Source organism: Proteiniclasticum ruminis DSM 24773 (assembly GCF_000701905.1).
Taxonomy (GTDB): domain Bacteria; phylum Bacillota; class Clostridia; order Clostridiales; family Clostridiaceae; genus Proteiniclasticum; species Proteiniclasticum ruminis.
Genome location: NZ_JNKC01000011.1, coordinates 18,941 through 45,102, shown reverse-complemented (window position 1 = coordinate 45,102; position 26,162 = coordinate 18,941). Strand labels below are relative to the sequence as shown.

At 41.7% G+C, this 26,162-nt stretch carries 25 protein-coding genes; 8 read left to right on the top strand and 17 right to left on the bottom strand.

Going from position 1 to position 26,162, the window contains the following annotated elements:
* The 3 genes from T487_RS0111895 to T487_RS0111885 form a co-directional block, all read right to left on the bottom strand.
* Positions 1–2,121, bottom strand: a complete 2,121-nt coding sequence (locus tag T487_RS0111895; protein WP_031577357.1) for a DUF1430 domain-containing protein — start codon at positions 2,119–2,121, stop codon at positions 1–3.
* A 98-nt stretch (positions 2,122–2,219) separates the two neighbouring features.
* A complete protein-coding gene (locus T487_RS0111890) occupies positions 2,220–3,227 on the bottom strand; it encodes a M56 family metallopeptidase (protein WP_051651702.1) in 1,008 nt (335 codons plus the stop codon).
* Positions 3,224–3,592, bottom strand: coding sequence for a BlaI/MecI/CopY family transcriptional regulator (locus tag T487_RS0111885; RefSeq protein ID WP_031577355.1), 369 nt, complete (start codon positions 3,590–3,592; stop codon positions 3,224–3,226). The genes T487_RS0111890 and T487_RS0111885 overlap by 4 nt, the downstream gene beginning before the upstream one ends.
* A 357-nt stretch (positions 3,593–3,949) precedes the next feature.
* On the opposite strand from T487_RS0111885, the gene T487_RS0111880 reads away from it, so the two are divergent.
* The gene (locus T487_RS0111880; RefSeq protein WP_031577354.1) at positions 3,950–4,195 is read left to right on the top strand and encodes a type II toxin-antitoxin system prevent-host-death family antitoxin; all 246 of its coding nucleotides are present in this window, start codon (positions 3,950–3,952) and stop codon (positions 4,193–4,195) included.
* Between the two features lie 43 nt (positions 4,196–4,238).
* Positions 4,239–4,508, top strand: coding sequence for a type II toxin-antitoxin system RelE/ParE family toxin (locus T487_RS0111875; protein ID WP_051651701.1), 270 nt, complete (start codon positions 4,239–4,241; stop codon positions 4,506–4,508).
* Positions 4,509–4,647: 139 nt separating this feature from the next.
* Here T487_RS0111875 and T487_RS0111870 read toward each other — a convergent pair whose 3' ends face one another.
* Together T487_RS0111870 and T487_RS0111865 are read right to left on the bottom strand one after the other, a co-directional pair.
* The gene (locus T487_RS0111870) at positions 4,648–5,235 is read right to left on the bottom strand and encodes a hypothetical protein (protein WP_031577352.1); all 588 of its coding nucleotides are present in this window, start codon (positions 5,233–5,235) and stop codon (positions 4,648–4,650) included.
* Positions 5,236–5,642: 407 nt separating this feature from the next.
* Positions 5,643–7,391: an FAD-dependent oxidoreductase gene (locus tag T487_RS0111865; RefSeq protein ID WP_051651700.1), complete on the bottom strand. Its 1,749-nt coding sequence runs from the start codon at positions 7,389–7,391 to the stop codon at positions 5,643–5,645.
* A gap of 252 nt (positions 7,392–7,643) precedes the next feature.
* On the opposite strand from T487_RS0111865, the gene T487_RS0111860 reads away from it, so the two are divergent.
* Positions 7,644–8,240, top strand: coding sequence for a TetR/AcrR family transcriptional regulator (locus T487_RS0111860; RefSeq protein ID WP_031577350.1), 597 nt, complete (start codon positions 7,644–7,646; stop codon positions 8,238–8,240).
* A gap of 266 nt (positions 8,241–8,506) precedes the next feature.
* Here T487_RS0111860 and T487_RS0111855 read toward each other — a convergent pair whose 3' ends face one another.
* Positions 8,507–9,661: a hypothetical protein gene (locus T487_RS0111855; protein WP_031577349.1), complete on the bottom strand. Its 1,155-nt coding sequence runs from the start codon at positions 9,659–9,661 to the stop codon at positions 8,507–8,509.
* Between the two features lie 348 nt (positions 9,662–10,009).
* Here T487_RS0111855 and T487_RS0111850 point away from each other — a divergent pair, with 348 nt between their 5' ends.
* Genes T487_RS0111850 through T487_RS16050 form a run of 3 tightly spaced genes read left to right on the top strand, consistent with a single transcriptional unit; the run spans position 10,010 to position 11,714 of the window.
* Positions 10,010–10,501, top strand: a complete 492-nt coding sequence (locus T487_RS0111850; RefSeq protein WP_031577348.1) for an RNA polymerase sigma factor — start codon at positions 10,010–10,012, stop codon at positions 10,499–10,501.
* A complete protein-coding gene (locus T487_RS0111845) occupies positions 10,485–10,790 on the top strand; it encodes a hypothetical protein (protein WP_031577347.1) in 306 nt (101 codons plus the stop codon). The genes T487_RS0111850 and T487_RS0111845 overlap by 17 nt, the downstream gene beginning before the upstream one ends.
* A 27-nt stretch (positions 10,791–10,817) precedes the next feature.
* The gene (locus tag T487_RS16050) at positions 10,818–11,714 is read left to right on the top strand and encodes a zinc ribbon domain-containing protein (RefSeq protein WP_051651699.1); all 897 of its coding nucleotides are present in this window, start codon (positions 10,818–10,820) and stop codon (positions 11,712–11,714) included.
* Between the two features lie 111 nt (positions 11,715–11,825).
* Here the strand turns inward: T487_RS16050 and T487_RS0111835 are convergent, their stop codons facing one another.
* The gene (locus T487_RS0111835; RefSeq protein ID WP_031577345.1) at positions 11,826–13,496 is read right to left on the bottom strand and encodes a GGDEF domain-containing protein; all 1,671 of its coding nucleotides are present in this window, start codon (positions 13,494–13,496) and stop codon (positions 11,826–11,828) included.
* 259 nt (positions 13,497–13,755) lie between these two features.
* Between T487_RS0111835 and T487_RS16495 the strand changes: the two genes are divergently transcribed.
* A complete protein-coding gene (locus tag T487_RS16495) occupies positions 13,756–13,905 on the top strand; it encodes a hypothetical protein (RefSeq protein ID WP_155953267.1) in 150 nt (49 codons plus the stop codon).
* A gap of 87 nt (positions 13,906–13,992) precedes the next feature.
* Here T487_RS16495 and T487_RS0111825 read toward each other — a convergent pair whose 3' ends face one another.
* From T487_RS0111825 to T487_RS0111795, 7 genes are all read right to left on the bottom strand, one after another.
* Entirely contained in the window at positions 13,993–14,340 is a 348-nt protein-coding gene (locus T487_RS0111825) for a VOC family protein (RefSeq protein WP_031577344.1), read from the bottom strand.
* Positions 14,341–14,445: 105 nt separating this feature from the next.
* Positions 14,446–15,726, bottom strand: coding sequence for an SLC13 family permease (locus T487_RS0111820; RefSeq protein ID WP_031577343.1), 1,281 nt, complete (start codon positions 15,724–15,726; stop codon positions 14,446–14,448).
* An 81-nt stretch (positions 15,727–15,807) separates the two neighbouring features.
* Positions 15,808–16,890 (bottom strand): 4-hydroxythreonine-4-phosphate dehydrogenase PdxA, encoded by a 1,083-nt coding sequence (gene pdxA / locus T487_RS0111815; protein WP_031577342.1) that lies wholly within the window; start codon positions 16,888–16,890, stop codon positions 15,808–15,810.
* Positions 16,891–16,900: 10 nt separating this feature from the next.
* A complete protein-coding gene (gene dapA / locus T487_RS0111810; RefSeq protein ID WP_031577341.1) occupies positions 16,901–17,809 on the bottom strand; it encodes a 4-hydroxy-tetrahydrodipicolinate synthase in 909 nt (302 codons plus the stop codon).
* A gap of 29 nt (positions 17,810–17,838) precedes the next feature.
* Positions 17,839–19,002, bottom strand: a complete 1,164-nt coding sequence (locus T487_RS0111805) for an iron-containing alcohol dehydrogenase (protein WP_031577340.1) — start codon at positions 19,000–19,002, stop codon at positions 17,839–17,841.
* A gap of 58 nt (positions 19,003–19,060) precedes the next feature.
* Positions 19,061–20,224 (bottom strand): sialidase family protein, encoded by a 1,164-nt coding sequence (locus T487_RS0111800; RefSeq protein WP_031577339.1) that lies wholly within the window; start codon positions 20,222–20,224, stop codon positions 19,061–19,063.
* A 22-nt stretch (positions 20,225–20,246) separates the two neighbouring features.
* Positions 20,247–21,485 carry a four-carbon acid sugar kinase family protein gene (locus T487_RS0111795; RefSeq protein ID WP_031577338.1) on the bottom strand — a complete coding sequence of 413 codons (1,239 nt, stop codon included), beginning with the start codon at positions 21,483–21,485 and terminating at the stop codon, positions 20,247–20,249.
* Between the two features lie 241 nt (positions 21,486–21,726).
* Between T487_RS0111795 and T487_RS0111790 the strand changes: the two genes are divergently transcribed.
* Positions 21,727–23,511: a sigma-54-dependent Fis family transcriptional regulator gene (locus tag T487_RS0111790; RefSeq protein WP_031577337.1), complete on the top strand. Its 1,785-nt coding sequence runs from the start codon at positions 21,727–21,729 to the stop codon at positions 23,509–23,511.
* A gap of 135 nt (positions 23,512–23,646) precedes the next feature.
* On the opposite strand, the gene T487_RS0111785 is transcribed toward T487_RS0111790, so the two are convergent.
* The 3 genes from T487_RS0111785 to T487_RS0111775 all read right to left on the bottom strand — a co-directional run bounded on the left by T487_RS0111785 (position 23,647) and on the right by T487_RS0111775 (position 26,079).
* Positions 23,647–24,771 (bottom strand): radical SAM protein, encoded by a 1,125-nt coding sequence (locus T487_RS0111785; protein WP_031577336.1) that lies wholly within the window; start codon positions 24,769–24,771, stop codon positions 23,647–23,649.
* A gap of 489 nt (positions 24,772–25,260) precedes the next feature.
* On the bottom strand, positions 25,261–25,644 hold the full coding sequence (locus T487_RS0111780; protein ID WP_031577334.1) for a hypothetical protein: 384 nt from the start codon (positions 25,642–25,644) through the stop codon (positions 25,261–25,263).
* A 141-nt stretch (positions 25,645–25,785) separates the two neighbouring features.
* Positions 25,786–26,079, bottom strand: a complete 294-nt coding sequence (locus tag T487_RS0111775; RefSeq protein WP_031577333.1) for a hypothetical protein — start codon at positions 26,077–26,079, stop codon at positions 25,786–25,788.
* Positions 26,080–26,162: the final 83 nt, after the last annotated feature.

Below are 26,162 nucleotides of genomic sequence, written 5' to 3'. Positions count from 1 at the left end.
CTATTCCCCCTTTAGCACTGACAGTGTTCTCTTTTTTTCAAAGGACTTAATCATTATCCCGGCAATCATAAAGTCAAAAAATATGCCAAGGAGTATGAATACAATAAGATACTTTCTGTCCAGCTCCATGAACTCCATGCCCAGAACAAGAGAGAGAAAATATACAGCCAAACTGCTTATAAACATATAGCCATAGCGCTGAAAATAGGATTTCCCAAAAAGATAATTTACTGCCACTTTTTCCTTGTTCTCATAGAAGTAAATAAACACAGACTGATACTGAAAAATATAAATCATCAGAATGTATAGACCAAGTACAAGAATAAATGCTCTTACTTGATCATTGCTTCTAGAAAGCGCAGTATCATATTCTTGATTCGTATTTGATATAAATATCCGATTGTTTAAACCATTGGTTGCTAAAAAATCTGTAATCACTGTCCGAGCACTTTCACTATCCTTTATGGTAAGCGAGCTTCCATTCCATTGCATACTCGCATCTAATCCTTTTTTTAAAAGAATCACCGGGTCTTTCTGTTTCTTAAGTGATAAATCCGGAGACAACGGTGCTAGATTATAGAGCGTTCCTGGATTTTTTATATAAAGAATTTCTCCATCTCCGCCACCAAAATAAACATCAGTAAACTTTTCATCCTTATATCTTTCAGGCACAAGCAAGGTATTCTGCTCGATACTTCGGAAATCTATCAGATTATTGTTTAAGTCCCTGATATTATAGTTTTTCAGATACCTCTCATTTGCAACAATATATGGATGTTGTACAAACTGACGTTTATAGACTTCTTCAGGTATCGTTTCTTTTATTTCATCAGGGAGAAAATTGCTGGAAAAATCATGGTACATCCATTCCTGGGACTCTACAACTTTTAACGTTTGTTGAAGCGGCTCCCAACTTTCGAGACTCGTCACGGTATTGTCAAGAAGTATCCCTTCAATTACCAGGTTGTTTTGCATAAGCAATTTATTCTTTCTAAGAATACTATTTTCTTCCATCATTAAAGGGGCAGTCTTAATCAAAACAATAAATGGTGTAACGATTAGAATTAACAGCAATAGCTTCAGTACTACAGCGACACCCCCTGAAAATTTCAGCGTATTATTATTTTTGATATTCGACGGCCTTCCAGTCACTGTCAGCATTATATAACTCAATGCATTTGCTGCAATCCAAAAAAGTAAATACAGCCCAAAAGCCACTAAAAGAGGCTTCAGCAGCAGAAGGTGAATGGGTCTGAAATTTTTCACAATGAGAAAATATAGAGTTATCTGGGAGAAAATGTATAAGACCATGTTGATCAAGTACCTTTTTGCAAAGAGGTCCCAGTAAATACTAGTATCGCTTTCTCCGAAGAGTTTCCGTATTGTAATTTCTTTTTTTAAAGCGATTGATTCACAAATGGTGATCACCACCAAGGATGCAATCGTCAAAATAAGAAGGATATGAATTGATTCGACTTGAAGATCATCTGGAGTCGAAAATTCGAAGGTGAGTGAAGATTCATTAGATACGACGTGCTTATTTATCTCACTATCTATAATGTCATTTTTGATCTGCACTCTATCTTCACCATAGATGAAAACCAATGCCGTCTTCTTTTCAGGATGTTCACTGGAAAGAAGTGTTAATGGCTTTATAAGAAGTCTAGGCTGATAGTCTTTTTGATAGCTCGAGTTTACATAATCAATGACATCATATGCTTTTGTATCATCCAAATAGGAAGAATAGTACGTATTCTCTTCTATTGTAAAGTCTAAGTTTTTGCCTTGGACAGTTTTGAAAAATGCCAACTCATTCAATTTTAGATCTGAATACAAGTAAGCTGTAGTATCAATTATGAAGTCATGTCTCCTTGTCTGCACGAAAGTTATCGCATCGTAGTTTTTAGATTCGAGAAAATCCGTAAGTTCAGACAAAACCGGGGAACCATGATCATTAAGTAAACTTAATTCAATCGTTTCATGGTCTTTACCCGTTGCTTGAGAAAAACTGCTTTCCAGGCTATTCATTGCATTGAAATGATTTAGCGAAATATTCTGATATAAATAAAGAAAAATAAAAACCGCCGTAAATATAGTCAATAAATAAGCAACCCGTTTCATATATCCTCCTATGAAAAAATCTGCATATAAGTCAAATGGACATATCGATGAGTTTATGACGCTCTGTTCACTTTCTTATGCAGATTCCATGGTTTTTTCTATTCAAATATCTTATCAAAATGCTCACTCTGTAGTCGCACTTGCTTTTGCACCTCTAATTTCACTTCGTTTATTTCGGAGTCCTGTTTTTTTGACTCAGCCATATAGGGGGATAAATCTTCATTACTCAAAATATCTATAGGATCCGTCATCAGGCCAAGACTTGCTGCGATGATGATGATTAGTGCTGAGATTGTCTTAGATAGCTTGGGTTTTCGAAATCGTAAAATGTGCTGAACCCGTACTTCCAGATTTCCTTCACCGAAAGCTATTATTCTCTCGTTAACTGGATGCATTTTGTAGGCAAATCGAACCAAAGTATTCGCATAGGTTTTCCTCATGTCTGTTTTACAGTGACTTAAAGCAGTCTCGTCACATGAAATCTCCATATCATCTGTCATTTTTTTAAATGCAAACCAAACTATAGGATTGAACCAGTGAACGGCTAAAACGAAAAATGCCAAAGTCTTTATTATATGATCTTTTCTTTTTATATGTGATCTTTCATGAAGTATGATGATGTTTTTTTCATCATGCGCGATTCCAGCAGGAATATAAACCTTTGGTCTAATGAACCCTATAACAAATGGAGTTTTAAGATGAGAAGCCTCATATATATTATCATGATACTGACGCGCATTTTTCAGTTTTCCTTTTAAAAGAAGCATAGAAACTGAAGTGTATATTATTAGAGATACAAAACCCATAGCCCAGATGTAGGATCCTATTCTGATAGAATCATACCCGCTAAGTAAAGCCAGGGAACTTTGTGCTGCAGCCTTCTCAAGTATCGTAAATCCTCCATCAAGGCCTTCTGCTGATGGCATTAAACTGAACTTTCCTTTTAGCGTAATAGGGCCCATCAGTCTAAATGCAACTACACTCCAAATTGGAAAAATCAAAGTCTTCGGGAAATTTCGTAAAAGCAATCTTATCAATAGAACCATAATGATTACATAGGATCCTGTTAGACTCATTTGTAGGACGGTTGAAAATATGCTGCTCATTTCTCCACCTCATCATACTCTTCAATAAGCCTCTCCAGTTCCTTCATCTTCTTTTCACTGATTTTCTTTCCATTAAAGAACGCGCTAAGAAATTTCGGTAATGAACCACCAAAGGTGTCCTCCACAAAATATCTGCTTTGCATGGAATAATATTCATCTCTGGTTATGAGAGAGGTTACTTCTGATTTGATATTTTGGAATATACCTTTCTCTGACAGCTTTTTTAACACTGTATATGTTGTTGATTTTTTCCAATTCAGCTCATTTTCACATAACTTTACCAGTTCTCCAGAACTGATAGGTTCATGTTTCCATATCAACTCTGCAAATTTTTCCTCTATGTCTCCCAATTTATATAAGTCCAATTTCTTCACCTCAGTCTATTTCCAATAGATCATTTACTTTAGTCTATTGGAAATAGACTAATATGTCAATACTCTGATATGATATACTGAATTTCTTCTCTGACGCTGGTATGTAGTGTACGGTGAACTGTACCATAAATAACGGTGTCTGTTCACTCATAACACTTCGGTAAACTGAGTAGAATGTCAGTAAGATTCTATCCGCTCTATTCATCCATCAAACATTCTACCAACATTAATTATTATGTGATGTCACTCTAAGATTCACAAAGCCGTAAAATCTACATTGTATTTTACTGCATTTATTTTTACAATCGGCCTTACAATATACAATATAAACATAAGGAGTTGATAAAAATGTCAAATATAAGGCCAGTTTCTGACTTGAGAAATTATAATGACATGTTGAACGCCTATAGAGAAGATGCTCCTGTTTATCTGACAAAAAAAGGACGCGGCAAATATGTCCTAGTGGATATTGAAGATTATGAAAAAATAAAAGCTACCTTGAAGCTAATGGCACATATTGAAGAAGGCGAAAAATCCGCCAGAGAGGATGGGTGGATATCAATGGAAGATATTGAGTCAACCTTCGGATTATAACAGCGTATACCATTCAGTTCTCACCTGTGGCAAAGAAGATTTAATGAAAATCAAAGTCTATTTGGAACAAGAATTTAATGTAGAATTGGCTGCTGAAAAGATAAATGAGATGCTTAATAGCATCAAACAATTTGAACAGTTTCCATTCATGGGTAGACCACTGATGAGCGTCATAGATATACCCACAGATTATATGTATTTTGTCCTAGAGAAAAATTATGTGTTCTATCGTTTAGAAAAAGAAACAGTGAAGATCATCCGCATCATAGATACAAGACAGAATTTTATCAACATTCTATTTGGCAATGGATAAAAAACACTAAAATTAATGATCTTATCAAATAAAGCCTGAAATCCAACGTTCACAATGGATTTCAGGCTTTTTAAGTATAAACTCCCTGGACTTCAAGTCACATACATAGGCAAAAGGGCATCTATCCTAGTGAAGCAAGTTATTCTTCATACATCGATTTATATCTTGGTCTTTGGTATTCCACTTCTTCATCAATGTATTTTTCATAATCCTTGTATGCTTGTGATGACAATATTTCTTCTTCACTTGTAACATCTAACTTGACCGCTCCTGTTGCAGCCGCCTGTACCATTGAGCCATCATCATTTCCTGCAGCAACTAGAATATAATACTGATCTTCTTCAAGCATTATATCCCCTTCGAGCAGAGTCAGCATATTACTTGAGGACGATATTCCACCAATCTTACTGAATTCTATAGGTGTATTTTTCTTTATTTTCCCTTTTAAATTATCAAGAACTGTAATAGAGTATGTAGTCATCGGAATACCAGGATCAAGGTCTTCAGCGCTGCTATCCACGTTTCTGATTTCTTCATCAACGCGTGCAACAAATACATAATCTCCAAACCCCACTACTTCCTTAGGATCTTCAATATTTATAACATTCATGCCGCTTATGTATTGAACTGGCACCTCTTTTTGGGGGTTCACTAGAAACTGAGTTGCAAACAATGAAATACATACGATTATTATACCGATCACTATTTTTGTGTTTTTGGTCATCATTACCACCCTTCCTTTTATTGAAATTGAAAAAGCTATAAGTTCAGCTGCGGCTTCATCCGGGTCCTTGGATGTAATCTTGATGCGATGACCTATCAGAATGACAATACAATGCCCCATTACATCAATACTTTTTTTATATAGCTTAAATATAACACAGTTTTCTATATAACGCAATATTTGACAAACCTTAATAAATATACTAATTGACAAACTATATGAGGAGTTTCTCAATTAAGATAGGATAGTATCTTGCTAAACACCTAAAAAGAAGATGCTCCTCTTTATCTGACAAAAAAAGACGCGGTAACCTCCCAGATGATCACTTTATTTTTTCTCTCCAATGATCCATTATTACTGAACTGTCAAAAGAGGAGCATCCTAGCGATACTCCTCTTTCATCTACTTTCTTATTTCAAATTTTCCGCTGCGTGACGTCCAGCCTCACGGCCAAAGGTCAGGAAACACATGATGGCAGCCCCTGATCCGGGATATTCTTTGTAAAAAACACGACCGGACGCAGTTTCTCCTGCTGCATAGAGCCCCTCTATAATCGCTCCATCTTCGCTGTACACTCTTCCCTGAAGATCCGTGTCGATCCCGCCAATAGTACCTGAACTGCTCATTCCCATGTAGAGCGCATAGTACTTCTCACCTTCCACAGCTTTCATAAAGGAAGCATCCTTATTAAAGTCCTCATCCTTTCCCTTCTCAGCAAGTTCATTGTATCTTGAGACCGTCTCGGCAAGGTTCTTCGCCTTGATTAGTTCTCCAAGAGCTTCCACAGAATCCGCCTCAAAAGCAACCCCCATTTCCATGGCCTTTCCAATGCGGTCATTATACTCTGTGGTAATGGCATACATCTCATTGATGCCAAGGTCCATCAGGACTCTTGTTCTTGTGAAATGAAAAATCGATTCATCCATGAAACGCTCTCCATCGGGATTCACAAAAAGACCTTTGAACTCTTCTCCATATCCATAGTATGTGCCGCCATTGACTGTCAGATTGATGCCCGCTTCTCTCATGAGAAGTCTTGCACCAACTGCCTGTGCCATGGTAATCCCATCTCCTGAGTTTCCAAGGCCGACGTTGCTTGTATACTTCTTCAGGAATGGAATATAGGTTTTCATCATTTCTTCATTGTGATTGAATCCACCCGTGGCAAGAATGACCGATGTGGCTTTGATGGTTATGTCATCCTTATTTGGATTGGTGGCTTTGATGCCAACTACTTTGTCTCCTTCTTTCAGAAGCTCCACGGCAGGAGTCTCATAAAGGATGGTTCCTCCCGCTGCAAGAAATGCCTTCTCTAAAGGTGTGATCATGCCTGCTCCAGAAAGATTCGCTGTATAATGTCCTCTGGCAGGACTGATGGTGGAGTGAAGCGGCTCAATGTCATCCGCAAACTCTACCCCATGCTCCATGAGCCATTCAAAGTTCTCATTGGACTTTTCAGCCACAAGTCTGACATACTCTTCATCTACCTGATTCTCTCCCACTTCTAAAAGAAAATCTCCAAAGGCTTCCGCACTGTCTTCAATACCGTGTTCTTTCTGAATGTCGGTACCAGCAGCTAGGATCTTTCCACCGGATCTTGTGGTGCTGCCGCCTACGATGGGCATTTTTTCTACCAGAATCACTTTTGCCCCCAGCTCCAATGCCTCCATGGCAGCGGATAATCCCGCAATACCTCCGCCCACAACAACTATATCTGTTTCATGGGTGACAGCCTCACCTTCAGTTTCTTTGTTTTCTTCCGCTTTCTTTAGAGCTTCCACATTGGCTCCTGCTGCAATACAGGCATTCTCAATGGCTTCCAGAAGGCCTTTGGATGTCACAGTCGCCCCAGCGATGAGATCCGCAGTCAAGCTCTGCTCTTCTATGATTTCTTTTGGGATCTTATCTACAGGTGCTTCAAAGATGCCCAGGGATTCCTTATGATCCAGCACTTCAATCTTTTCTATGCGGTCTTTGCTGAATGTAACAGCAACTTTGATTTCTCCATTGTGTCCTTTTCCAGTTCCTTCAAAGGTTCCTTCTGTAAAGAGACTTTCCACAGATTCTCCTGGCTTTTCCTCTGGTGCATCCTTCTTCGCTCCACAGCCCGCACTCACAAGCATCATCATGGCCAAAAGCAGTACAATTAGTTTTTTCATGGTTTCCTCCTAGTTCGTTATTTCACAAACAAATTGTAATCTATTTCACCATTTTAATCAATATGTTTTAAACGTTTTGTTTAAATTATTTCATCATTCATTGAATTGAAGTTCTTCCATCTGGTATTTTATTCACCTTATACCCCAAATTTCTATACACTCCAGTCATGATTTCATCACTTGAAGCTATCCATGAACTATGGGAAATTGTGGTATACTAATACAAAACGACAGATGGATGAAGGAGCGGCTATGAGAGAACTAAACAGTGTGGAAGAAAAGATCTTGGATAGAACCTTATACCTCATTGGAAAAATGGGGTCATTGAACGTTCCCATTCGGGCCATTGCAAAGGAAGCGGGCGTAAATGTGGCTTCGATCAATTATTATTTCCGATCCAAAGAAGAACTAATCAATAAAACTAAAGAATTCTACATTGAGAATGTGGAATCCACCATAAAACCACTTCAAGACGAAACACTCTCAGATCACGAAAAGCTCCATGGTTTCTGTGAAAGTGTAATGGACTACTGTATCCGCTTCCCAGGAATCACCATCCTCTCTAAAGAAGCCCGTATCGCTGAAGACCCAGATTCTCTGTTTTTAGAGATCATCCGTGTCACTGACGAAATGAATGAGCAGCTTCGAAATGTCCTATTGAGAGCTTATACACTTCGTTCTTCCGAGGTGGAAGTCCCCATGACCATCCTTTATGCAAGTATTGTGCACCCTTTGGAAAGAATTCTGGCAGAGGACAAAAAAGATCATTTTCTCTTGGATGATCAAAAAAGAAAAGCTTACATTGATGTAGTTCTTAAAATGATCGGTGTTCTTCCAAAGCATCTGTAGAATGAGAAAGACCTCTGTTTCCCCTCCTTTAGCCTATAGGCAGGCAATACGTTAAATTTTTGCAATCTCTCCTTTAGAGCATAAGAAAAGAGTTCTATCCTCGTTGCAGATAGAACTCTTTTTGTATTGTGCTCTTATAAATAATCTAAGTCTCTTCAAAAAAACAATCACCATTAGGTCTTACACTAATTCTGCTCCCTTTCCATAAACAGCAGTACCTCTACGAACTGTCAATTGCACTATGCTCCTTCATTATCCTGTCCTGATTATTCTACAACCTCCAAATATAAACTCTCTTCATCAAACATAAAAGCCAGTGGACTATTATACATCCTATTAATCATCATAATGTTTTCTACAAAAGGCTCTACACAACTGAACTGTTCTTCTGAAAGCTGCTCCATTGTTATTTCTACTCTTTTCTCTCCATATCTACCAAGTTTCTCTCCTACATCTAAAAGTGTCTCATCTAGCTGAGACTTGCTTACACCAGGTACTTTGGAAAGTTTCTCTCCAGCCATTTTATTCACAGCAGAAATACCACTGAAGAGTCTGGACTGCACAGATGTTTTAAACGAGTTCTCAGTGTTCATGTACACTTCAGAATATAATGCACCGTAATTTGATGCATGAGCTTCTATCTTATTTATCACTGCCTGAAGATAAGACTCATCAAAATTCTCTTGGAGAAGGATCTCCAAGAAGTAAGCAAATCCGAACAGATAGAGCGATAACTGAAATTCCTTCAGTTCAGCCATAATTTTCTGCAGATCTTTACGAGCATCTTTGTCGCTATGCAGCAGCTTTCTTTTGCCAATCTTCGATTTTATTTGCTCCTGATAAAAATCCATTGCTTTCCCAGCATTCTGACGAATGTCCAATACCTTGATATGATTAGCATTTTTGTATTTTTCATTATTCCAATTGTATTTATAGTTATTGAAAACATCACTTAGAAAATGCAAATCACCTCTAAGCGCTGATTTCTCTTTCTGTACAAGAAAACTTAACATCTCTATCTGGAGTTCTTTAATATCATCAAGTTTTTTATCAATATTTGCTAGAGCCGCCGCCATAAAGAGCATGGTTGGATTGATCATCACAGGATTGATATTTGCCTGACTATGAATTTTCCCATCTTTGAAAGCTGCCCCAATGAAAGCGGACCCATCCTTCCTTTTCGCCATGGACGCTCCCTTTTCAACAGTGACACGATATAGACCACTTCCTCCCTTCCCCTGATTCATAATTTGCTGGAAAGCGCCAACAATGGGTTCGAATCCAACTCCTAGACTACTGATCTTTGAAAACCTTACACTATGATAGGTTGCTAAATCCTTCCTGTCATTCATTAATACTGGCTCGAAATCCGCAGACACCATCGACTTAAGCAGTTCATTCTTCTTGGAATCTTCTTCCATTACGATCTCTCCTCTTGAAAAATAATGGATGAGCAAACAGCAAGCAACAATGAGGTACCCTCAGAAGCAGGTATAGAAATCTTTGAATATTCTCACTATTTATTATAGATGCTTGCTTTATACATATCAATTCATCTTTGTGATTTTTTCTTTTCATCATAGAAGACAAACTGTTTTCCCAACTGTTTTTCCACATTAAATATCTATTTGATAATGCTTTATTACTATTATCTTAATCATCCAGCTTATCCTCCTTCTCGAATCATCTTCTACTGAAAAATAAAATTCCTCTTAAAATGAACCAAAGAATGGTACACTTCGTATAGAAGAGTAAAGGGAGGTGCAGAAGTGCTCGATGCCTATATAGAAAAATATGGAAAACGACTCTATGGACTTTGCAGAACACTCTGCACCAACAAGGACGATGCAGAGGATCTTTATCAGGAAACCTGGCTCAAAGTCCATCGAAAACTTCATCAGTACAATCAGGAATTTGAGTTTCAAGGATGGCTCACAAAGATCTGCGTCAATACTTATAAAGACCAGTACAGAAAAAAGAAGATTAGCCTCCTCTTTGATTATTTCAGTTCACAAGAAGAGAAAGACCTGATTCTAAACAGTGCCCAAGAAGAAAAGAAAGAAGACTTCAGTGATCTCCATGCAGCAGTCCATGCTCTCCCAGACAAGCTGAAAATGACAGTCATTTTATTCTACTTCCAGGACCTGAGCCTCACAGAAACCACAAAGGTGCTGGATATTCCAGAAGGAACCGTAAAATCCCGCCTCAGTAAAGCCAGAGCGCTACTAAAGGAGAAGATGCTTCATGAACTTGAATTTTGATTTTGAAAAGTATACCCCACCAAAAATAACCGAAGAAAAGCTGACGCTCCTTGCCGAGAGACGAAGAGAAGTAAGACAGCTGTTGCTTCTTACAGTCTCCTCTCATCTTCTGTTTATCGCCCTAGGACTCGCAGCTTTCTTGGCTGCCCCCTATTCCATGGCACTCAGTGTGTTATTCCTTTCAGTGCTTGCCCTGTGGCTTGCAGGAACTGGGGTCATTGCCGTGGTCTTCACCAAAAAACAGCTGGAGAAAAGAGAAGCAAATGCTCTCTTTAATCTCCTGTCATAAGAAATATAGTATGAAAGGAAGATGATTATGTCATTTGTAATAACAGCCAATCTCCTCATAGTTCTAGGACTATTTTTGGTCCTTCCCATCCTCATCGGTGTCTACGTTTATCGGGACGCTACAAGCCGCGGTATGAACGCTCCTTTATGGACCCTCATCGCGATTCTCTCCCCTGCCCTCATCGGACTCATCATCTATCTCATCGTGCGTTCAGAAGAAAGAGCACTGGAATGTCCCAGCTGCAGAGCATCTGTCAGTGAAAGCTATGCAGTATGCCCCTCCTGTGGCACTCAGCTGAAGGGCAGATGCCAAAGATGCGACTATCCCCTAAATGCTTCCTGGGACCACTGCCCTCAATGTGGAGAAACCGTACCCCAAGAGGCAAAAATGCCACTATCCACTAAAAGAAAAGAGACCGGCCTTGGTAAAATCCTCATCGCCGTCATTATCATTCCGATCCTCATGGTCATTCTCCTCTTCATGGGGGTCATGACTTTCAGCGCAAGTACCACCAGTGTGGGCAGCGTATCAGGAATCAGTATTGAAAACTATGAGAATTACCCTGAAGTCTACCATTGGCTAAAGACCTCTCAGGAGTCCGAAGACGGTATTTATGTGATGTCCTATAAGAAAGCACCTTCTTCTAAAGATGGCTCCTATTATAATAACTATCTCATACTCTATAATGGAGCCACTGAAGACGCAGATCTCTCCATGGGCTCGGAATCAAAATGGTTCTTCGATGAGTTCTACAAGGTGGAGTTCACGAGTAATGAAGGGTATAGCCCAAATTCCTATGTGCTCTTTCATACTGAAATTACCACCAAAAAGGACCTGCCACTTAGAGTTTATGTGGATGGAAAGGAAGTGGATTATCAACACGTTGAATCCCAGATTCCTCTTTCCATAGATATGGGCTACTAGACAATAACCATCCATAATACGCCCTCCCGTTAAGTAATCGTAAAGAAGAGCCTGAGAGGCATCCTTTCTATGGATGCCTCTCAGGCTCTTCTTCTGTACGCTTATATTCCCTCAACCCATGACTTCCAGCTGGTTTTCCTTGACCTTCCTCTTATTCTCATACATTCGAAGATCTGTTTCATGAATAAAACTGCTGAAATCAGAAAATCTCTCCTCCAGATATACATTGGATCCCACCGCAATATCCACACGGTAAGGGTGGTTGTTCTTTGCAGCATGAACTTCTTCTCTCATACATCGGATGAGATGCTCATAGGTTTCCTCATCCAGATCATATAATACAGCGGCAAACTCATCTCCTCCTAATCGGAAGCAGTCGCCGTAAGGCAGGAGATACTTCTTCATGGCTTCAGCACATTTCCTTATGGCCGCATCTCCCTCCTTATGTCCAAAATGGTCATTGATGTACTTCAGATTATTAATATCCATCATGGCAAGCCGGAACTGTTTCCCACTGTGCTTTTTTCTCAGTCCATCCACATATTTTTCAAAAGCAGCCCGATTCCCCATGCCAGTGAGGATATCCACATAGGCCATTTTCTTCAGAAACTCTGATTCTCTCTCACTTTGGATGGCTTTATCCACAGACCGGAACGTGAAATAAGAGATCTGAAGGAAGAACAGCAGAATGCCGATTCCCGTGAGAGAACCCGTCATCTCATATCTGCCCAAAAGGAATATGCTGACTTCAGCAAGAAGAAAACCGGCTGGGATAAAGGAGCTCATAATCATGGTCTTTGCCTGAAGATTTCCATCCATCTTCCACTCTATGACCATAAGGACCATGGAACCTACAATCATAAAACTTACCAGCACCACAGTCAGATCCATGCTGGATATAAAATTTTGGATTCCAAAAACCTGCAGGAGAACATTCCCCACGAGATTCACAAAAAACACAAGTGCCGCTCCCACCATCACTGATTGATACTTCTGGAACACAGACTCTTTCAGAAATAAAACATAGGATATGGCAATGAGAGGAATCGCCATGTAACTGATTCCTCCAATGATGAAGCGGTTCCCGATGAAAAGCTGCATCACCTTGGACTCCCCAAACAGCCAGACCGAAAAAAGCACAGCAAAACTGCCAAGGTAAATCAGCCGATTGTCTTCAAGATTATTCACAAAAGCCGATAAAATGAGCATGAAGACGCCTAGAATGAGAAATAGTATACTCAGAATAATCTTCAGCGCATTCTCTCTCACCACCTGTGAGATCAGGTCGATTCCCTCTCCGGCATATAGTTCATTCAGCGTTCCTGAGAACGCTCTGGTCGGTGACACCATTTCCAGAGTGATTTCTTTTCCGCTGCTTCCTTCAGGAATACTCAAAAAGTGCCACAGGCTTGCATCTGGAACCGTGAGCCTCCCATCGTTTCCTTTGACATCTCTGAAAATCTCTACTCCATCAATATACACAATGATGTCCTGCATGGAGGACCTGACCCGAAGCATCGCAGAGTCAGAGGATACTTCAGGCAGTGTTCTGGTTGCTGTATATGTGGTATTTCCCGCCAAATGAAGCTCCCGTGGAAAAGTCACTTCTTGAAGGATGGTATCTTCATATTCGACTGTCCATCCCTCATTGAGATCTATGAGACTTCTCTTCACAAGTCCATAGTCTTCCGATGGCATGGTCAGGGCAAGATAAACAACTCCCACTATAAATGTCAGTAGGAGGAAAAATAGGATTCTTCGGTTTCTTCTTGCTTTACTCATGGAAAGCACCTGCCTTTAGCTTCTCACAATGAAACTGCGCAATCATTTCTAGCGGCTCAAAGTACCGCTAGTTTCATTATAGAGGACATGAGATGACATATCAATGAGAAAGCTTTTCCATTGCAATAAAAGAGAAAAGAGAGAATGAAACTTCAAAATCCAAATACGCAAGTGCACAGGGATTTCTTCTTGAGCGTATGCCTGAGAATATATTCTGAGATACGAAAAAAAAGAATCCTCAGCATCATCCCATGACCGGATGATGCTGAAGATCCTTTTTTCTAAGAATGATGAGGTGCAGTACCTGTCAGAAAAGAAGCAACCTACCCTTCTTTCCCTCCTTGCTCTGCGGGAGCTGTCTTGCATGAACTTCATTCAAAGAGATATCAAAAAACAGATTCGAGCTTGATTGTTCTAGCCGGTTTCATCCTGCAGCAGTTTTTCTACAGTTGTATTAGGGTGATGATCCCGGGAAAACTTTCCTGCTCTAGGCTTGTTATTTGTGCATGATATGGATGGCAAATCCGCCAAATTCGCCGTCGAGATAAATATTTTTCATCTTTCCGTCTTCAAAATACGCAGCAGTATCCATATTGAAAGAGAATCCCTTCCCCTTCAGTTCTTCCATGGCTGCGTCAAGGTCCGGTGTACGCATAGCGATGTGACCATTTTCACCAAGAAAAGGCGCTTTCATACATTCAAAATAAGGACCGCCAAACTCAGACTTCTGACCATGGCGAGGCTCCAGATTAAAGATGAAGCTTAAGAGCTTTGCAAGCTTTTCAGCCTCTTCCGGATTGGGGGTATTGATTCCGATATGTTCCAGTTCAAATGTGCAATTCATTCTTTCTCTCTCCTTCTATCATCCTTTTTAGAGAAGGGGCTCGAATGAACCCTCTTCTCTTCTATAGGGACACAACATACGATCAAAGTGGATGTTCCGTATCTATTACATTGGGAACATCAGAAGCGCACCAGCTGTCAATGCAAGAAGTCTGATGAAATACATAGGTACGGTAAACTTCCAGAAATCAATGAGCTTGTATTTTCCAAGTCCCATAATCATCGCCGGCATTCCGTCAATGGGCAGGAAATGTCCATTCCATCCGGAAATGACGATGGCAGCAGCTGCTGCTGTAGGATTGAGACCAAGACTGATACAGGTGGATATAGCTAGAGGAGCAAATACATACACTGTACCCAAGGTGGAGCCAGTTAATGTGGCAAGAACACTGGTGAGAATACAGAAGGCAAAAACAAGTATAAATGGATTGATGTTGGATCCCAGCATATTGGCAACAGTCTCTCCCACAAGTGCTGTGAGTCCAGTGCTGCCAAGTGCGTCTGCGATACCGATGACACCTGCAGACATCAGGATGATTGGGGAACAGATGGCATCACGGATCTCTTTAAAGTCCATGACATTGATGGCAAGAAGAAGCGCTACGGACAGTCCAGGCATTACATAACCGGCATCTCCGATTCTGCTCTGAAGAATCATACCGACAACAGCGAAGGCAAATGCGAAATAGGTAAGTGTTTCCTTCCACTTGGGAAGAGTAGATACTCTTGCGCTCTGTGCATCTTCTTTTTCTTCCACGGTGTCGATGGCATGACTTGGCAGTCTCTTGTAAGCAAGGATGGTCCAGGCAAGAAACGCCAGGGACAATACCAGGTTCACAATGGAAAACCTAACCAAGGAGATCTTTCCAACAGCAGCACCAGCTGCTTCAAGAACCGCAACCACGATACCATACTGCAGGGCAACATTCACTGGAATCAGCGGATGGTTTGCCGCAAAGCCTGAAGACATGATGATTTTAGAACCAGGAAGCTTTTCGTTGAAGGGAATGGTGGACAGAATTCCAAGTGTCAGCACATAGTAGGCTGTGGATCCTGTTCCGAACAGACTTGTACCCAGCATAACGATAATAACCAGAAGCACATATGCTTTGAAGCCGCCTCTACTAGCCATGTTGAACATAGCCTTCTTGAAGGTTTCAATGAAACTGGTTTTCTGCAGTGCGACGATGATGGCCATAAACGATGCCAGCATGACAATAGTAGGATTGGAGAATCCTCCGAAGGCCGTCTTGATATCCACGATACCAAAAAGGACCATGAGAAGACAGGCTAGGAGTGGTGGCGCACCAAAAGGCAGCTTTTCTGTCATGATAAGAAAAATCATAAATACGGTGATGATGATGGCAATGATCATTGGGGTCGTCATTTTTTGAACTCCTCTCTTTTTTAAGTATTATTTTTGAGTCTCTATGATTGCTAAAATAACCGTTCCTAACTTGATCTTTTACTATTTGTTCTTGGAGCGCACCATCTGAACTGCATAATCGATGGCGTTTACCAGGCTTACCTCACTGGAGCGACCGCTGCCGGCAAGATCAATTCCTGTTCCGTGGTCTACACTGGCTCGGATGATTGGAAGCCCTAAGGTGACGTTCACCCCTTCCACTGCTTCCCAGCGCTGCTCTTCTCTATTGTAGACAAAGCCTTTCAATTTCAGCGGTATATGTCCTTGATCATGGTACATGGCCACAACAATGTCATACCAGCCGCCAGCTGCTTTGGAAAAAATGGTGTCTGGAGGTGTGGATCGTTTGTCCGGAATGAGGATTCCTTCTTTCATGGCTTCCTCGATGGCCGGATGAATCTCTTCCACTTCTTCCCAGCCGAACATGCCGTTCTCTCCGCTATGTGGATTAAGCCCTGCCACACCGATTTTGGGTTCTTTGATACCCAGAGCTTTACAGCCCTCGTTGGCAATTCTTATGACATCCAGCACTCTGTCTTTTTTCACTCTGTCACAAGCTTCTCTTAAAGAAACATGGGTGGATACATGAACCACTCTCAGATCTCCATGAGCCAGCATCATGGTATATTTCTTTGTTCCTGTATAGGAGGCGTATATTTCTGTATGACCCGCAAAGTGATGTCCTGCCATATTGATGGCTTCCTTGCTGAGCGCATTGGTCACTGTGGCATCAATCTCCCCTTTCATAGCAAGGTCGATGACTTTCACCACGTATTGGAAGGCTGCTTCTCCCCCAAGGGCACATGCACCGATCTTAAAAGGTTTTGGACTTTCCAAATCGGATGTATCTGGAATTTCTGTCTCAGGCACCAGGGAAAGATCCAGAAGATCAATGGTGCCGAAGGTATATTTTCCTTCTTCAGGCTTATCCACCACATTCAGGTGAAGATCCACTCCATCTACTTTCTTTGCAACTTTCAGCGCATACTTCATGGAAGATGCATCCCCCACCACGAGGGGTCTGCACCTTTCATAAAGCTTCTCATCAGAGAGTGCCTTTACTGTAATCTCTGGACCGTTGCCGAAGGGATCTCCCATGGTGATCCCAACCAGAGGCTTTAACATATTTTCCATCTTATTTCATTCCTTTTTCTTTGTTCTCTTCGAGAACCTTTTTCAGTTCATCCACACCTTCCTCACAAAGATAGTTGAAAGGTCTTCTGCAGTCGCCTACAGGGTAGCCAAGAAGCTTTACTGCTTTTTTCACCACGGTGTTTGGATTTCCATATTTGAATACCGCTCTGAAAGAAGCGATGGAGTCCTGGGATACCTTTGCTTCCTCCAGCTTTCCTTCCTTGAAGTAATCATAGATGGACGCAAGCACATGAGGATATACATTGGCACATCCTGCAATCCCGCCTGCTCCGCCTGCTTCCAGACATGGAAGGATCAAAGAGTCATTTCCAGAAAGAACACGGAAGTCCTTGTCGAGATCCTTGGTGAGATTGATGTAGGCAAGAAGATTGTCCCAATCTCCGCTGGAATCTTTGGCTCCCATGATGTTTGGCACATCTTTGGCAAGTTTTGCCACTGTTTCAGGCAGAAGCTTGTTTCCAGTTCTAGCTGGAATATTATAAAGAACGATGGGAAGATCCACATTCTTTGCCACTTCCACATAATGGTCATACAGCTCCTTCTGGGAAGCCAGTGCAAAGCTTGGCGTGATGATAGAAAGGACATCCGCGCCCAGTTCTTCTGCTTTCTTACTCATACGGATGGTATCTCTTGTTGAAATGCAGCCAGTGCCAGCATAGACCGGAACTCTTCCGTTCACCTGCTCGATGGTCGCCTTCAGGACTTCGATCTTCTCCTCTTCATTGAGGATATAACCTTCTCCATTGGTACCGAAAGGGAAAATTCCATGGACTCCGCCCTCGATCATTCTTTCAATCTGGTTGCGCAGCTCCTGAAGGTTTATGGTTTCATCCTCGTTCATTGGGGTAAGAATTGGTGGTATGATTCCTTTGAGATCTACATGTTTCATCTTATTTCTCCTTTATCCTTCGCATTTTGTTACAGAATTTCTAAATACAGGTTTCTAGCATCTTCCGGCGTCACAGGTCTTCTATTGTTCACAAGTAGTCTTGTCACCTGCATCCCTGCTTCCACAAGACCCTCCAGGTCTTCCTTCGGGACACCGAATTCCTTGAGGCTTGTAGGGATTTCGAGTTCTTTGACTATGTCTTCAATTTTCTTTATGATCCATTCAGCCTTTTCCTTGTCAGTGATTGCTTCTTTCTTTTCTTCGTGACAGCATCTGTCATAGGCTATCGCCAGTCTGTCTTCACAGTATGGTGCATTAAAGCGCATCACTGGAGCTAAAAGGATGGCATTGGATACACCGTGGGCAATATGATACTTTCCGCCCAGGGGGTAGCTCAGCGCATGAACCGCTGTAGTACCTGAAGCAGTGATGGCAAATCCGGCATAGAACGCAGCAATCTGCATCTTGTTTTTTGCTTCCATGGCAGATGGGTCTGTGCAAGCAGCAACAATGTGCTGGAAGATCAGATCCAGAGCTTCCAGAGCAAAGGTATCCGAGAAAGGATTTGCTTTGTTGCTGGTATAACACTCAATGGCATGAGCTAGAGCATCAACTCCAGTGGCAGCAGCAATCTTCATAGGCAGGTTCTTCACCATTCTTGCATCAAGAACCACATAGTCTGCAATCATATGATCATTGACAATACCTACTTTCAGCTCCTTCTCCGGAACTGCCACGATGGCGTTTGGCGTCACTTCAGCTCCAGTACCCGCTGTGGTTGGAATCAGAATGGTCGGTACACACTTTTTCGCAAGAAGCGGATTATCCAGAAGTTCCTTTACGCCATACTCATCTGTGACCAGTACGCTGGCAAGCTTTGCCGCATCTAGAACACTTCCGCCGCCTACGGCGATGATGATGTCTGCTCCGCTTTTCTTATATTCATCCACAATGTTTTGTACCGCTTCGTAGGATGGCTCCGCAGGAATGTCCGAGAGAATGTAATAATCCGCACCTGCCGCTTTTACAGCTTCCTCCGGCAAACTAAAAAGACCTGTAGCAAGAATCCCTTTATCCGTAAAAATAGCAGCGCGTTTCACATTTCTCTGTTTCAGCACGGTTGTGATCTGGTCTAGTGAGTTCTCCCCGCCAAAGACGGCCTGGGGCATTTTCAAGGTATATGTTTGAAGCACTTGGCATCACTCCTCATTTTCATTTCTTTTGTTTGGATTTTATTTCTTCACGAACTTCTTACTTGGTGCCTTCCCCGGAAGTTGGGTTATAAACGCCCATATATTCACGCTTTTTGCCCATGACATCTTCCTCAAAGAAGGAGACATACTTCACGCACTGACGGGTGAAAGCAGCGTAGGTGAGGTGAATTCTTCCATCAGCACCTTGCATGATGTAGGGATACTCATACTGTCTGTTGTTTGTTTTATTCTCCTCTCCAATGAATCCTTCTCCTCGTTCCATCCATCGGATCATAGGGAAAGTCAGACCACCATCTTCTGAAAGCGCCACCGCCACAGGATTTCTCAGTCCTGGCCATGCTGCTTTTCCTTTTACAGGCACTGGTGTGGAAGTCGGGTTATAAGCCACTGCCACCCTGCCGCTCTTTGTTCTGATGGCACTGATGGAGGAATTATTGTTAGGAAGCGGTGTTGGTTTTGGTTCTGACCAGGTGTCGCCATAGTCAAAGGACTCGCTTCTGTAGATAAAGTCTGCCTCCCGGCTTCTCATGAACGCTGCCAGATGTCCACCACCAAGCTCCACCACCGTTGGATGAACCCTTCCCCGGCTGTTTGGCATTTCTACCATTCTCCAGGACTTTCCTTCATCTTCTGAAATCTGGAACACACTAGGATCTCCTGCCAGTCCTTCTTCTGAATCTGTGCAAAGCCAGTTGCCAAAAATCCATCTGCCATTTTCAAGCACTTGGATGGGCTGTCTGCAGAAGCTTCCTTCTCTTGGGAAAACTGTCTCATAGGCCTCCCAAGTAAGACCTCCATCAAAGCTCTTCTGACAACGGATCTGAGAGGTGAACTGCATATTGTCCTTGCCGTTTTCTCTTGCAAGCTGAGCGGTGTACATACACCATACAGCCCCATCGGGACCGTTGAATAAAGATGGATTCTGCTCGCTTCTTTCTGGATCTCCAGACACAAGAACCGGATCAGTCCATCTGTCCGCTCCCTTGGGAAGACGTGCGCAGACAATACTCACATCAGGCTCTCCTTCATAGCTTCCTGCAAACCAGCAGCACAGAAGATCTCCGTTTGGCAGCTCCAGCATGGCTGGAGAATGGCAGGTGAGATAACTTCCTGCTGGAATCTTTGCCTCCACTGTGTTCATATCCTCATTGAAGTAGAGTTTTCCGTCAGAGGTCAACCCTGGTAAAGTAACATAATTCATTTCATTCCTCCTGTTATATAGATTAAAATATCATTTCCGCAATTTTTAAAAGAAGATCTTCCTCGCCAATCCCACCAGACTTTGAAATCATATTGTAGGTTCTTCCCTGATAGTGGAATTTCGTGGCTACTACACCAGGTGACAGTTCATAAAGAGGGATCAGTTCATAAATACCAAGAACCTGCATGAGAGCCATCAATGTGTCTCCTCCTGTACAGAGCACCGTAGCCCGAAGACCATCATCAAGCAGTCTTTTCATGATGGCTGCAAAATTCTCCGAAATAGAAACGCGCAGATCCTCTGTGGTCAGTCCGTGGGCTTCTTTGTACCGATTTGTATCCTCTTGTCCATCTGGATCATTGACATCCAGTATGAATCTTTTCTCAGCACCTGCTCTTCGTAGCCATTCTTCTATCTCTTTTCTAGATGTATCTTTTTGTAGCCATTCTTTTTCAAGCTTCTGTTCCGGTGTGAGATGTACCTGAGGGAAGCCCTCCGCTTTGGCTTTTCTCATCTGTCGGATGGTTACTGGATTGACACTTCCACAGGCGATAAATAGGTTCTCTTCCAGTCTTTCTCCTTTAAAAGCCGTTCCTCTGATATTCAGAAGATCCGCCAGCGTTGCTGCAAAACCTGCACATCCTGCTGAAAATCTTATACCGTCTATGTTCAGAATTTCTCCGATTCTCTGAAGATCTTCCTCTGTTTCGGCATCAAAAACATGAATTCCTTCTTGATTCTCTATCGGTTTCCCATTTCTCTGAATCACCACAGGAACCTTTATCTGCCCTGAAATGATCTCCTCAACAGAAGAGTATCGGATCGGTTCAAAGGGATCTTTTCCAAAAATACTCTCTGCCACTGGTACTCCCTCTATATAATGCACACCATCTTTTGTAATTCTCTGAAGTGCTGGGAAAGCAGGGATAAAGGGGAGTGTTTTTATCCCCGCACCATCCATGAGCCCCTTCAGTTCAGCGCCTATATTGCCTCTTAGGGCAGAGTCTGTTTTTTTGTAGATATTCGAGATCCCCGCAAGGATCGCTCTTTTCGAAATATCATAGACAACTTTGTATGCTTCCTCTGGGTCTATATGTCTGGATTCAGTAACCATGACGAGGACATCCACATTTTCTTCTATATCATGAAAATCATACTGAAGGTCTGTGACCACAAGAGTATTGGCACCACGCCCTGCAAACTGTACTCCTGTATCCAGTGCACCGGTGAAGTCGTCTGCAATTATTAATAGCTTTATCATGTACCCACCTCACACTGTTTCATTTTGAAACAATTTTGAAGAATTTATTTTTCTTTTGTATCAAACTCCATTGGTAACGTTTAACAATTGAATTTATACTCATAATACACAAACATCGAAACAATCGTCAATGAAATATCACAGTATATCCGTTTAATTTTGAAACATTACGGATATTGTTGTTGTTTTTCTCCTCTGATGCTATAATGTGTTCAAATATGAAACCATCTGAGAGGTATTTATGAAAAACCAGATACGAGTACTAGGCATCGCCCCTTATGAAGGAATGAAAAGCCAGCTGATTGCTCTTGCTAAAGAGTACCCGGACTTGGACCTCACCGTTTTTGTAGGAGATATGGAGCAAGGTCTTCAGATTGCAAAAAATAATTTTCACGGAGATTACGATGTGGTCGTGTCTCGAGGTGCAACTGCAAGGATGCTGCGCCAGCAGCTCTCTATCCCTGTCATAGAGATTGACATCTCCATGTATGACATTCTCTGTGCCATCAAATTGGCAAACGGATTAGAAAAAGACATCGCTATGATTTCTTTCGCAGACATCCGAAATCAGATGCTGCCTCTATGTGATCTGATCGGCTGTAACGCCGATGTCCATATTGTAGATTCTATTTCTCAGGTTGAACCTCTCCTGAAAAAACTTCAGGAGCAAAAGTGCGACACCATTCTTTGCGATGTGATTGTCAATACAACCGCTCAAAGACTTGGAATCAATTCATTCCTCATCACTTCGGGTATTGAGAGCATTCGAAATGCTTTTGAACAGGTTCTTCTTCTTTGTGAAAGCCAAAAACATTTACGCGAGGAGAATATCTTTTTCCGTGAACTCATTCGAGGTCAAGTAGGACAAACCATGGTATTTGATCAAAAAGGCACCTTGTACCTGTCTACTCTGGAAGATCCTAAACCGGAGCTTCTTGAAATTCTCCGTCAGGAACTCTTCCAGGAAGCAGAAGCAGAACACCGCAGGGTCATCCGTTCTTTCAAAGGAATGCGCTACGCCATAAGGATCCGTCCCATTAGAAGCGGTTCACTCTCTTATACCGCTTTTTTCATCGAAGAACGGAAACTTCCTGTTTCTGCCAGTCAAATGGGGATCAGTTATTCCACAAAGACTGATGCTGAAGAAGCCTACTACAGCAGCATTTTCAGCTTTTCTGGCAACCTCAACGGACTTCACGAGGAAATGGATCAGATCGCTGAGAGCCCATTACCTGTTGTTTTTACCGGAGAGGACGGTACCGGAAAAGAAGCGGTTGCTACAATGGTTTATGCAAAAAGCCCCTTAAGCAACAGCCCGCTCATCACCATCAACTGCGGACTTCTTAATGACAAAAGCTGGACCTTTCTTATGGAGCATCATAATTCTCCACTATCTGAAGAAGGTAATACCATCTACATCCAGAATGTAGATGTACTGCCTCTTGAACGGCAGTACCAGCTCATCTCTGTTCTGGAAGAAATGGAAGTCTTTGTAAGAAATCGCCTGATGATTTCTTGTGTCTGTCAAAGCGGTGAATACATCTCAAAAGTAGGTGCTCTTTTTCGAGAGAAATTATCGTGCCTTTCTCTTTATCTGCCGCCACTGAGGCAGCTGTCCAGCGAAATTCCTACACTGCTCAATCTTTGTCTCAGCCGTATGAATCTTACGTTGCCAAGACAAATTCTAGGTGCTGATGAAAAATCACTGCTTCTCCTGAAAAACTATGAATGGCCTCACAACTATACGCAGTTTAAAAGAGTTTTAGATGAGCTTACCATGACCGTCACCAATCAGATCATCACTGAAGATCAGGTTTCTCAAGTTCTAAAAAGAGAACGGCATGTAGGCACTTTCAGCACACAGACAGAGAATGCGGCTTCTCCACTGGATCTCAACCTTACGTTAGCGGAGATCAGCCAAGTGATTGCTCTTCTTGTTCTTGAAGAAAATAATGGCAATCATACCGAAACTGCAAAACGCCTTGGTATCAGCAGAACTACCCTTTGGAGACTTCTTCAAAAATAAGAATCATCCAGTATTGATTGATAAAACTCCTCGGAATCCATGTACTATACGAAAGAATCCCCTTCATCAAAAAACCTGATGAAGGGGATTCTTTTCCTATTCTCTTTCTTGCTTTTTCTAAGATATTACATTCTTTTAGAAAAACAGTTCTCCCGCCTTATATCCCATGGGCAGCTCTTCTTCTGTCAGGAACTGGAAGCTGTCATCCCGAAGGATCGGCAAAAAGGCTTCGTAAGGAATTCTGGTGAACTCACTGGAATAATTGCTGGCCCCAAACCACTTTCCTTCCTTGCTGCTGAGATTCAGATTCCTTGCAAACTTCGTCTGATTGGAGCAGTCATGAACAGCAATATCCCACTTCTCCTCATGCGCCATTTTCATGAATTTCAGCGTGAGCTCTCTGCTCCAGATGGGAGAAATATAGCCATGTCTTGCAATATACATATTCTCGCCTTCATAGTTCCCGATGTTGTTCTCATTGAGGTGAAGCTCTGCACAGTTGATAAAATCAAGTCCTGTATCGAGAATCATCTCTTTTTTCTTTGTGAACGCATCGAAGAACTCTGGTGTCATGGGCGTCTCGATTCCAACAGTCCTGATATACTTCTTGGCGATCTTGATGTTTCTGATGACCTGGTCTGCGCAGTTCGCTGCACCAAGATTAAACCGGATCTCATCAAGGCCCGCTTCTCCCAAAGCCTTCAAGGTCTCTTCCGTGGCCAGGAGCCCGTTGGTGTAGAGGTGCTGATACACTTTTGCCTCCTTGAATCTTCTGATGATGGAGTAGTATTTCTCGATCTCCATAAAGGGCTCCAAATACACATACGATACGCCGGTAGGCTTTCTGTAAACCGATAGTAGAAGATCAATGTCTTTTTCGTAGAACTTGGTTCCCCCGATTTCCCACATGCCTTCCCCCACCGGCGGAATCTGATTCAGTTCTCCGTAGTTGTAGCAGAACTTGCACTCGATATTGCACTTGTTGGTTTTACGGATGGCATTGAGTCCCGTGCCCAGAAGGCAGGATTTGCAGCCCCTTGGAAACTTCTCATCATTCCCCACATAGAGCGTTCTTTTTTCAAGGGTTTTCAGTCCTCCGATGTCTTCCATAAGCTTCTCATTACGATGGTCTATGGCCTCTTCAATCTGCGCAAAGGTGGCGTAGACGATCTCCTGCTGCTTGACCATGAGCTCTTCCTCTTCTGGCAGCATGGCAAAAAACTCAAACCACTGCAGTGCATCTTTTTTTGATATTTTCATAGTTCCTCCTATTTCTCATAGAGATCAGATTCATCTTCACTCCATGGTCCCCTAACATTTCATTTCTTTATCATACCCTGTTTCATGAAAAAAATCTTCATTTTTCTTCATGGGGATCCCCATCGCCTTTCAAGGTGCATTCCTTTCTCGTAGTTCTTCATCGAGGAAAGAAAAAGTCATGCAGTTGATCCCTACGGATCGTTCTGCATGACTGTAAATCACTTCTATGTAGCAGCTGGATTGTCTCTTAATGCATTTTTACGGGAACTCATTTACGATATCTAAGTTCGCTCCACAAAATTTGCTCCAAGGGTCACCTTAAGAATTCTCTTGTATTTTGGAAAATCCCGTTGAATAATAAAAGAGCCCTTGCCGTTCTTCAGCAAAAACTCCGGTCTTAGAAAATGCCTCTGTTTGTGAACTATGATGAAAATAAAGCAAAAAAATAAGGATTCAAAAGAATCCCTATTTCAAAATAAGATCAAGCGATTAGTTGCTTTCATCTCTTCCACCAAAATAATACACATCAAAATTTTCGTCTACATAATACTGTCCAATGAGTTTCCCATCAGTGTGCTTCATCACCAGCTCTCTGGATAGATAAAAATACTCATCCAAAGTAAATGCATATGATTCATCAAGCTTACCATCATGGTTGTACCATGATGCTACGCCCGTCGGGCTCGAAGGAAGCTCTCCAGTTTTTACAGCAAGCAGATTGTTCGCAAGATACTCCTGATCTTCATTAGGTAGTTCTTTCTCAAGTATGTTGATATGTTCTACGATTCTTTCCAGTGTCTCTTGTTCTTTCTCACATCCAGCCAATATTTGAAGGGTGAGAATTGTTAGGAGTACGGCTACATACTTCTTCATTTTACCTCCAGATATATCATGTTTCATGATTGTTATTTAGAGTTATTTCGTTTTATCTAAATGCTGGCCTTCTTTCTTGAAAATCTTTAATTATGATATTGCAGTTCGATGAGTGTATATATATGAAAAGCTATTTGCCTTTTATAGCGACTCAAATCGCATCAGATTGATATCAAAGTATCCCCAAATTAAAGCATAAAATATTGGCAGTAAAAACAGCATAAAGCTGCAGAAATACACAAAACTGTTCTTCTTCTTTTCCTTCCCTAGATATTTCATCTGATATTTCATGAATACTACCATGTTCAGGTAAAAAAAGAGAAACCCCAAAAGAGTCGGCCTATTAGTGATGCTTCCCGAGAAAAGTATCCATAGAAGCAAGGAGTAAAATATCGTATCAAAAATCTGTTCAAAAATCTCATCCCATTTTTTCATTCCATCCTCCTCTATTTTTTCCTCTATTATATGCTAGATAACAGTCTGTCCTTCAAATACTCTCCATATCTTTCGCCACTACT

Bases quoted from the DNA above. Each gene is read 5' to 3' on its own strand.
- T487_RS0111895 (WP_031577357.1), bottom strand. From the start codon at position 2,121: ATGAAACGGGTTGCTTATTTATTGACTATATTTACGGCGGTTTTTATT.
- T487_RS0111890 (WP_051651702.1), bottom strand. From the start codon at position 3,227: ATGAGCAGCATATTTTCAACCGTCCTACAAATGAGTCTAACAGGATCC.
- T487_RS0111880 (WP_031577354.1), top strand. From the start codon at position 3,950: ATGTCAAATATAAGGCCAGTTTCTGACTTGAGAAATTATAATGACATG.
- T487_RS0111875 (WP_051651701.1), top strand. From the start codon at position 4,239: ATGAAAATCAAAGTCTATTTGGAACAAGAATTTAATGTAGAATTGGCT.
- T487_RS0111870 (WP_031577352.1), bottom strand. From the start codon at position 5,235: ATGATGACCAAAAACACAAAAATAGTGATCGGTATAATAATCGTATGT.
- T487_RS0111865 (WP_051651700.1), bottom strand. From the start codon at position 7,391: ATGAAAAAACTAATTGTACTGCTTTTGGCCATGATGATGCTTGTGAGT.
- T487_RS0111860 (WP_031577350.1), top strand. From the start codon at position 7,644: ATGAGAGAACTAAACAGTGTGGAAGAAAAGATCTTGGATAGAACCTTA.
- T487_RS0111855 (WP_031577349.1), bottom strand. From the start codon at position 9,661: ATGGAAGAAGATTCCAAGAAGAATGAACTGCTTAAGTCGATGGTGTCT.
- T487_RS0111845 (WP_031577347.1), top strand. From the start codon at position 10,485: ATGAACTTGAATTTTGATTTTGAAAAGTATACCCCACCAAAAATAACC.
- T487_RS16050 (WP_051651699.1), top strand. From the start codon at position 10,818: ATGTCATTTGTAATAACAGCCAATCTCCTCATAGTTCTAGGACTATTT.
- T487_RS0111835 (WP_031577345.1), bottom strand. From the start codon at position 13,496: ATGAGTAAAGCAAGAAGAAACCGAAGAATCCTATTTTTCCTCCTACTG.
- T487_RS16495 (WP_155953267.1), top strand. From the start codon at position 13,756: ATGATGCTGAAGATCCTTTTTTCTAAGAATGATGAGGTGCAGTACCTG.
- T487_RS0111825 (WP_031577344.1), bottom strand. From the start codon at position 14,340: ATGAATTGCACATTTGAACTGGAACATATCGGAATCAATACCCCCAAT.
- T487_RS0111820 (WP_031577343.1), bottom strand. From the start codon at position 15,726: ATGACGACCCCAATGATCATTGCCATCATCATCACCGTATTTATGATT.
- pdxA (WP_031577342.1), bottom strand. From the start codon at position 16,890: ATGTTAAAGCCTCTGGTTGGGATCACCATGGGAGATCCCTTCGGCAAC.
- dapA (WP_031577341.1), bottom strand. From the start codon at position 17,809: ATGAAACATGTAGATCTCAAAGGAATCATACCACCAATTCTTACCCCA.
- T487_RS0111800 (WP_031577339.1), bottom strand. From the start codon at position 20,224: ATGAATTATGTTACTTTACCAGGGTTGACCTCTGACGGAAAACTCTAC.
- T487_RS0111795 (WP_031577338.1), bottom strand. From the start codon at position 21,485: ATGATAAAGCTATTAATAATTGCAGACGACTTCACCGGTGCACTGGAT.
- T487_RS0111790 (WP_031577337.1), top strand. From the start codon at position 21,727: ATGAAAAACCAGATACGAGTACTAGGCATCGCCCCTTATGAAGGAATG.
- T487_RS0111785 (WP_031577336.1), bottom strand. From the start codon at position 24,771: ATGAAAATATCAAAAAAAGATGCACTGCAGTGGTTTGAGTTTTTTGCC.
- T487_RS0111780 (WP_031577334.1), bottom strand. From the start codon at position 25,644: ATGAAGAAGTATGTAGCCGTACTCCTAACAATTCTCACCCTTCAAATA.
- T487_RS0111775 (WP_031577333.1), bottom strand. From the start codon at position 26,079: ATGAAAAAATGGGATGAGATTTTTGAACAGATTTTTGATACGATATTT.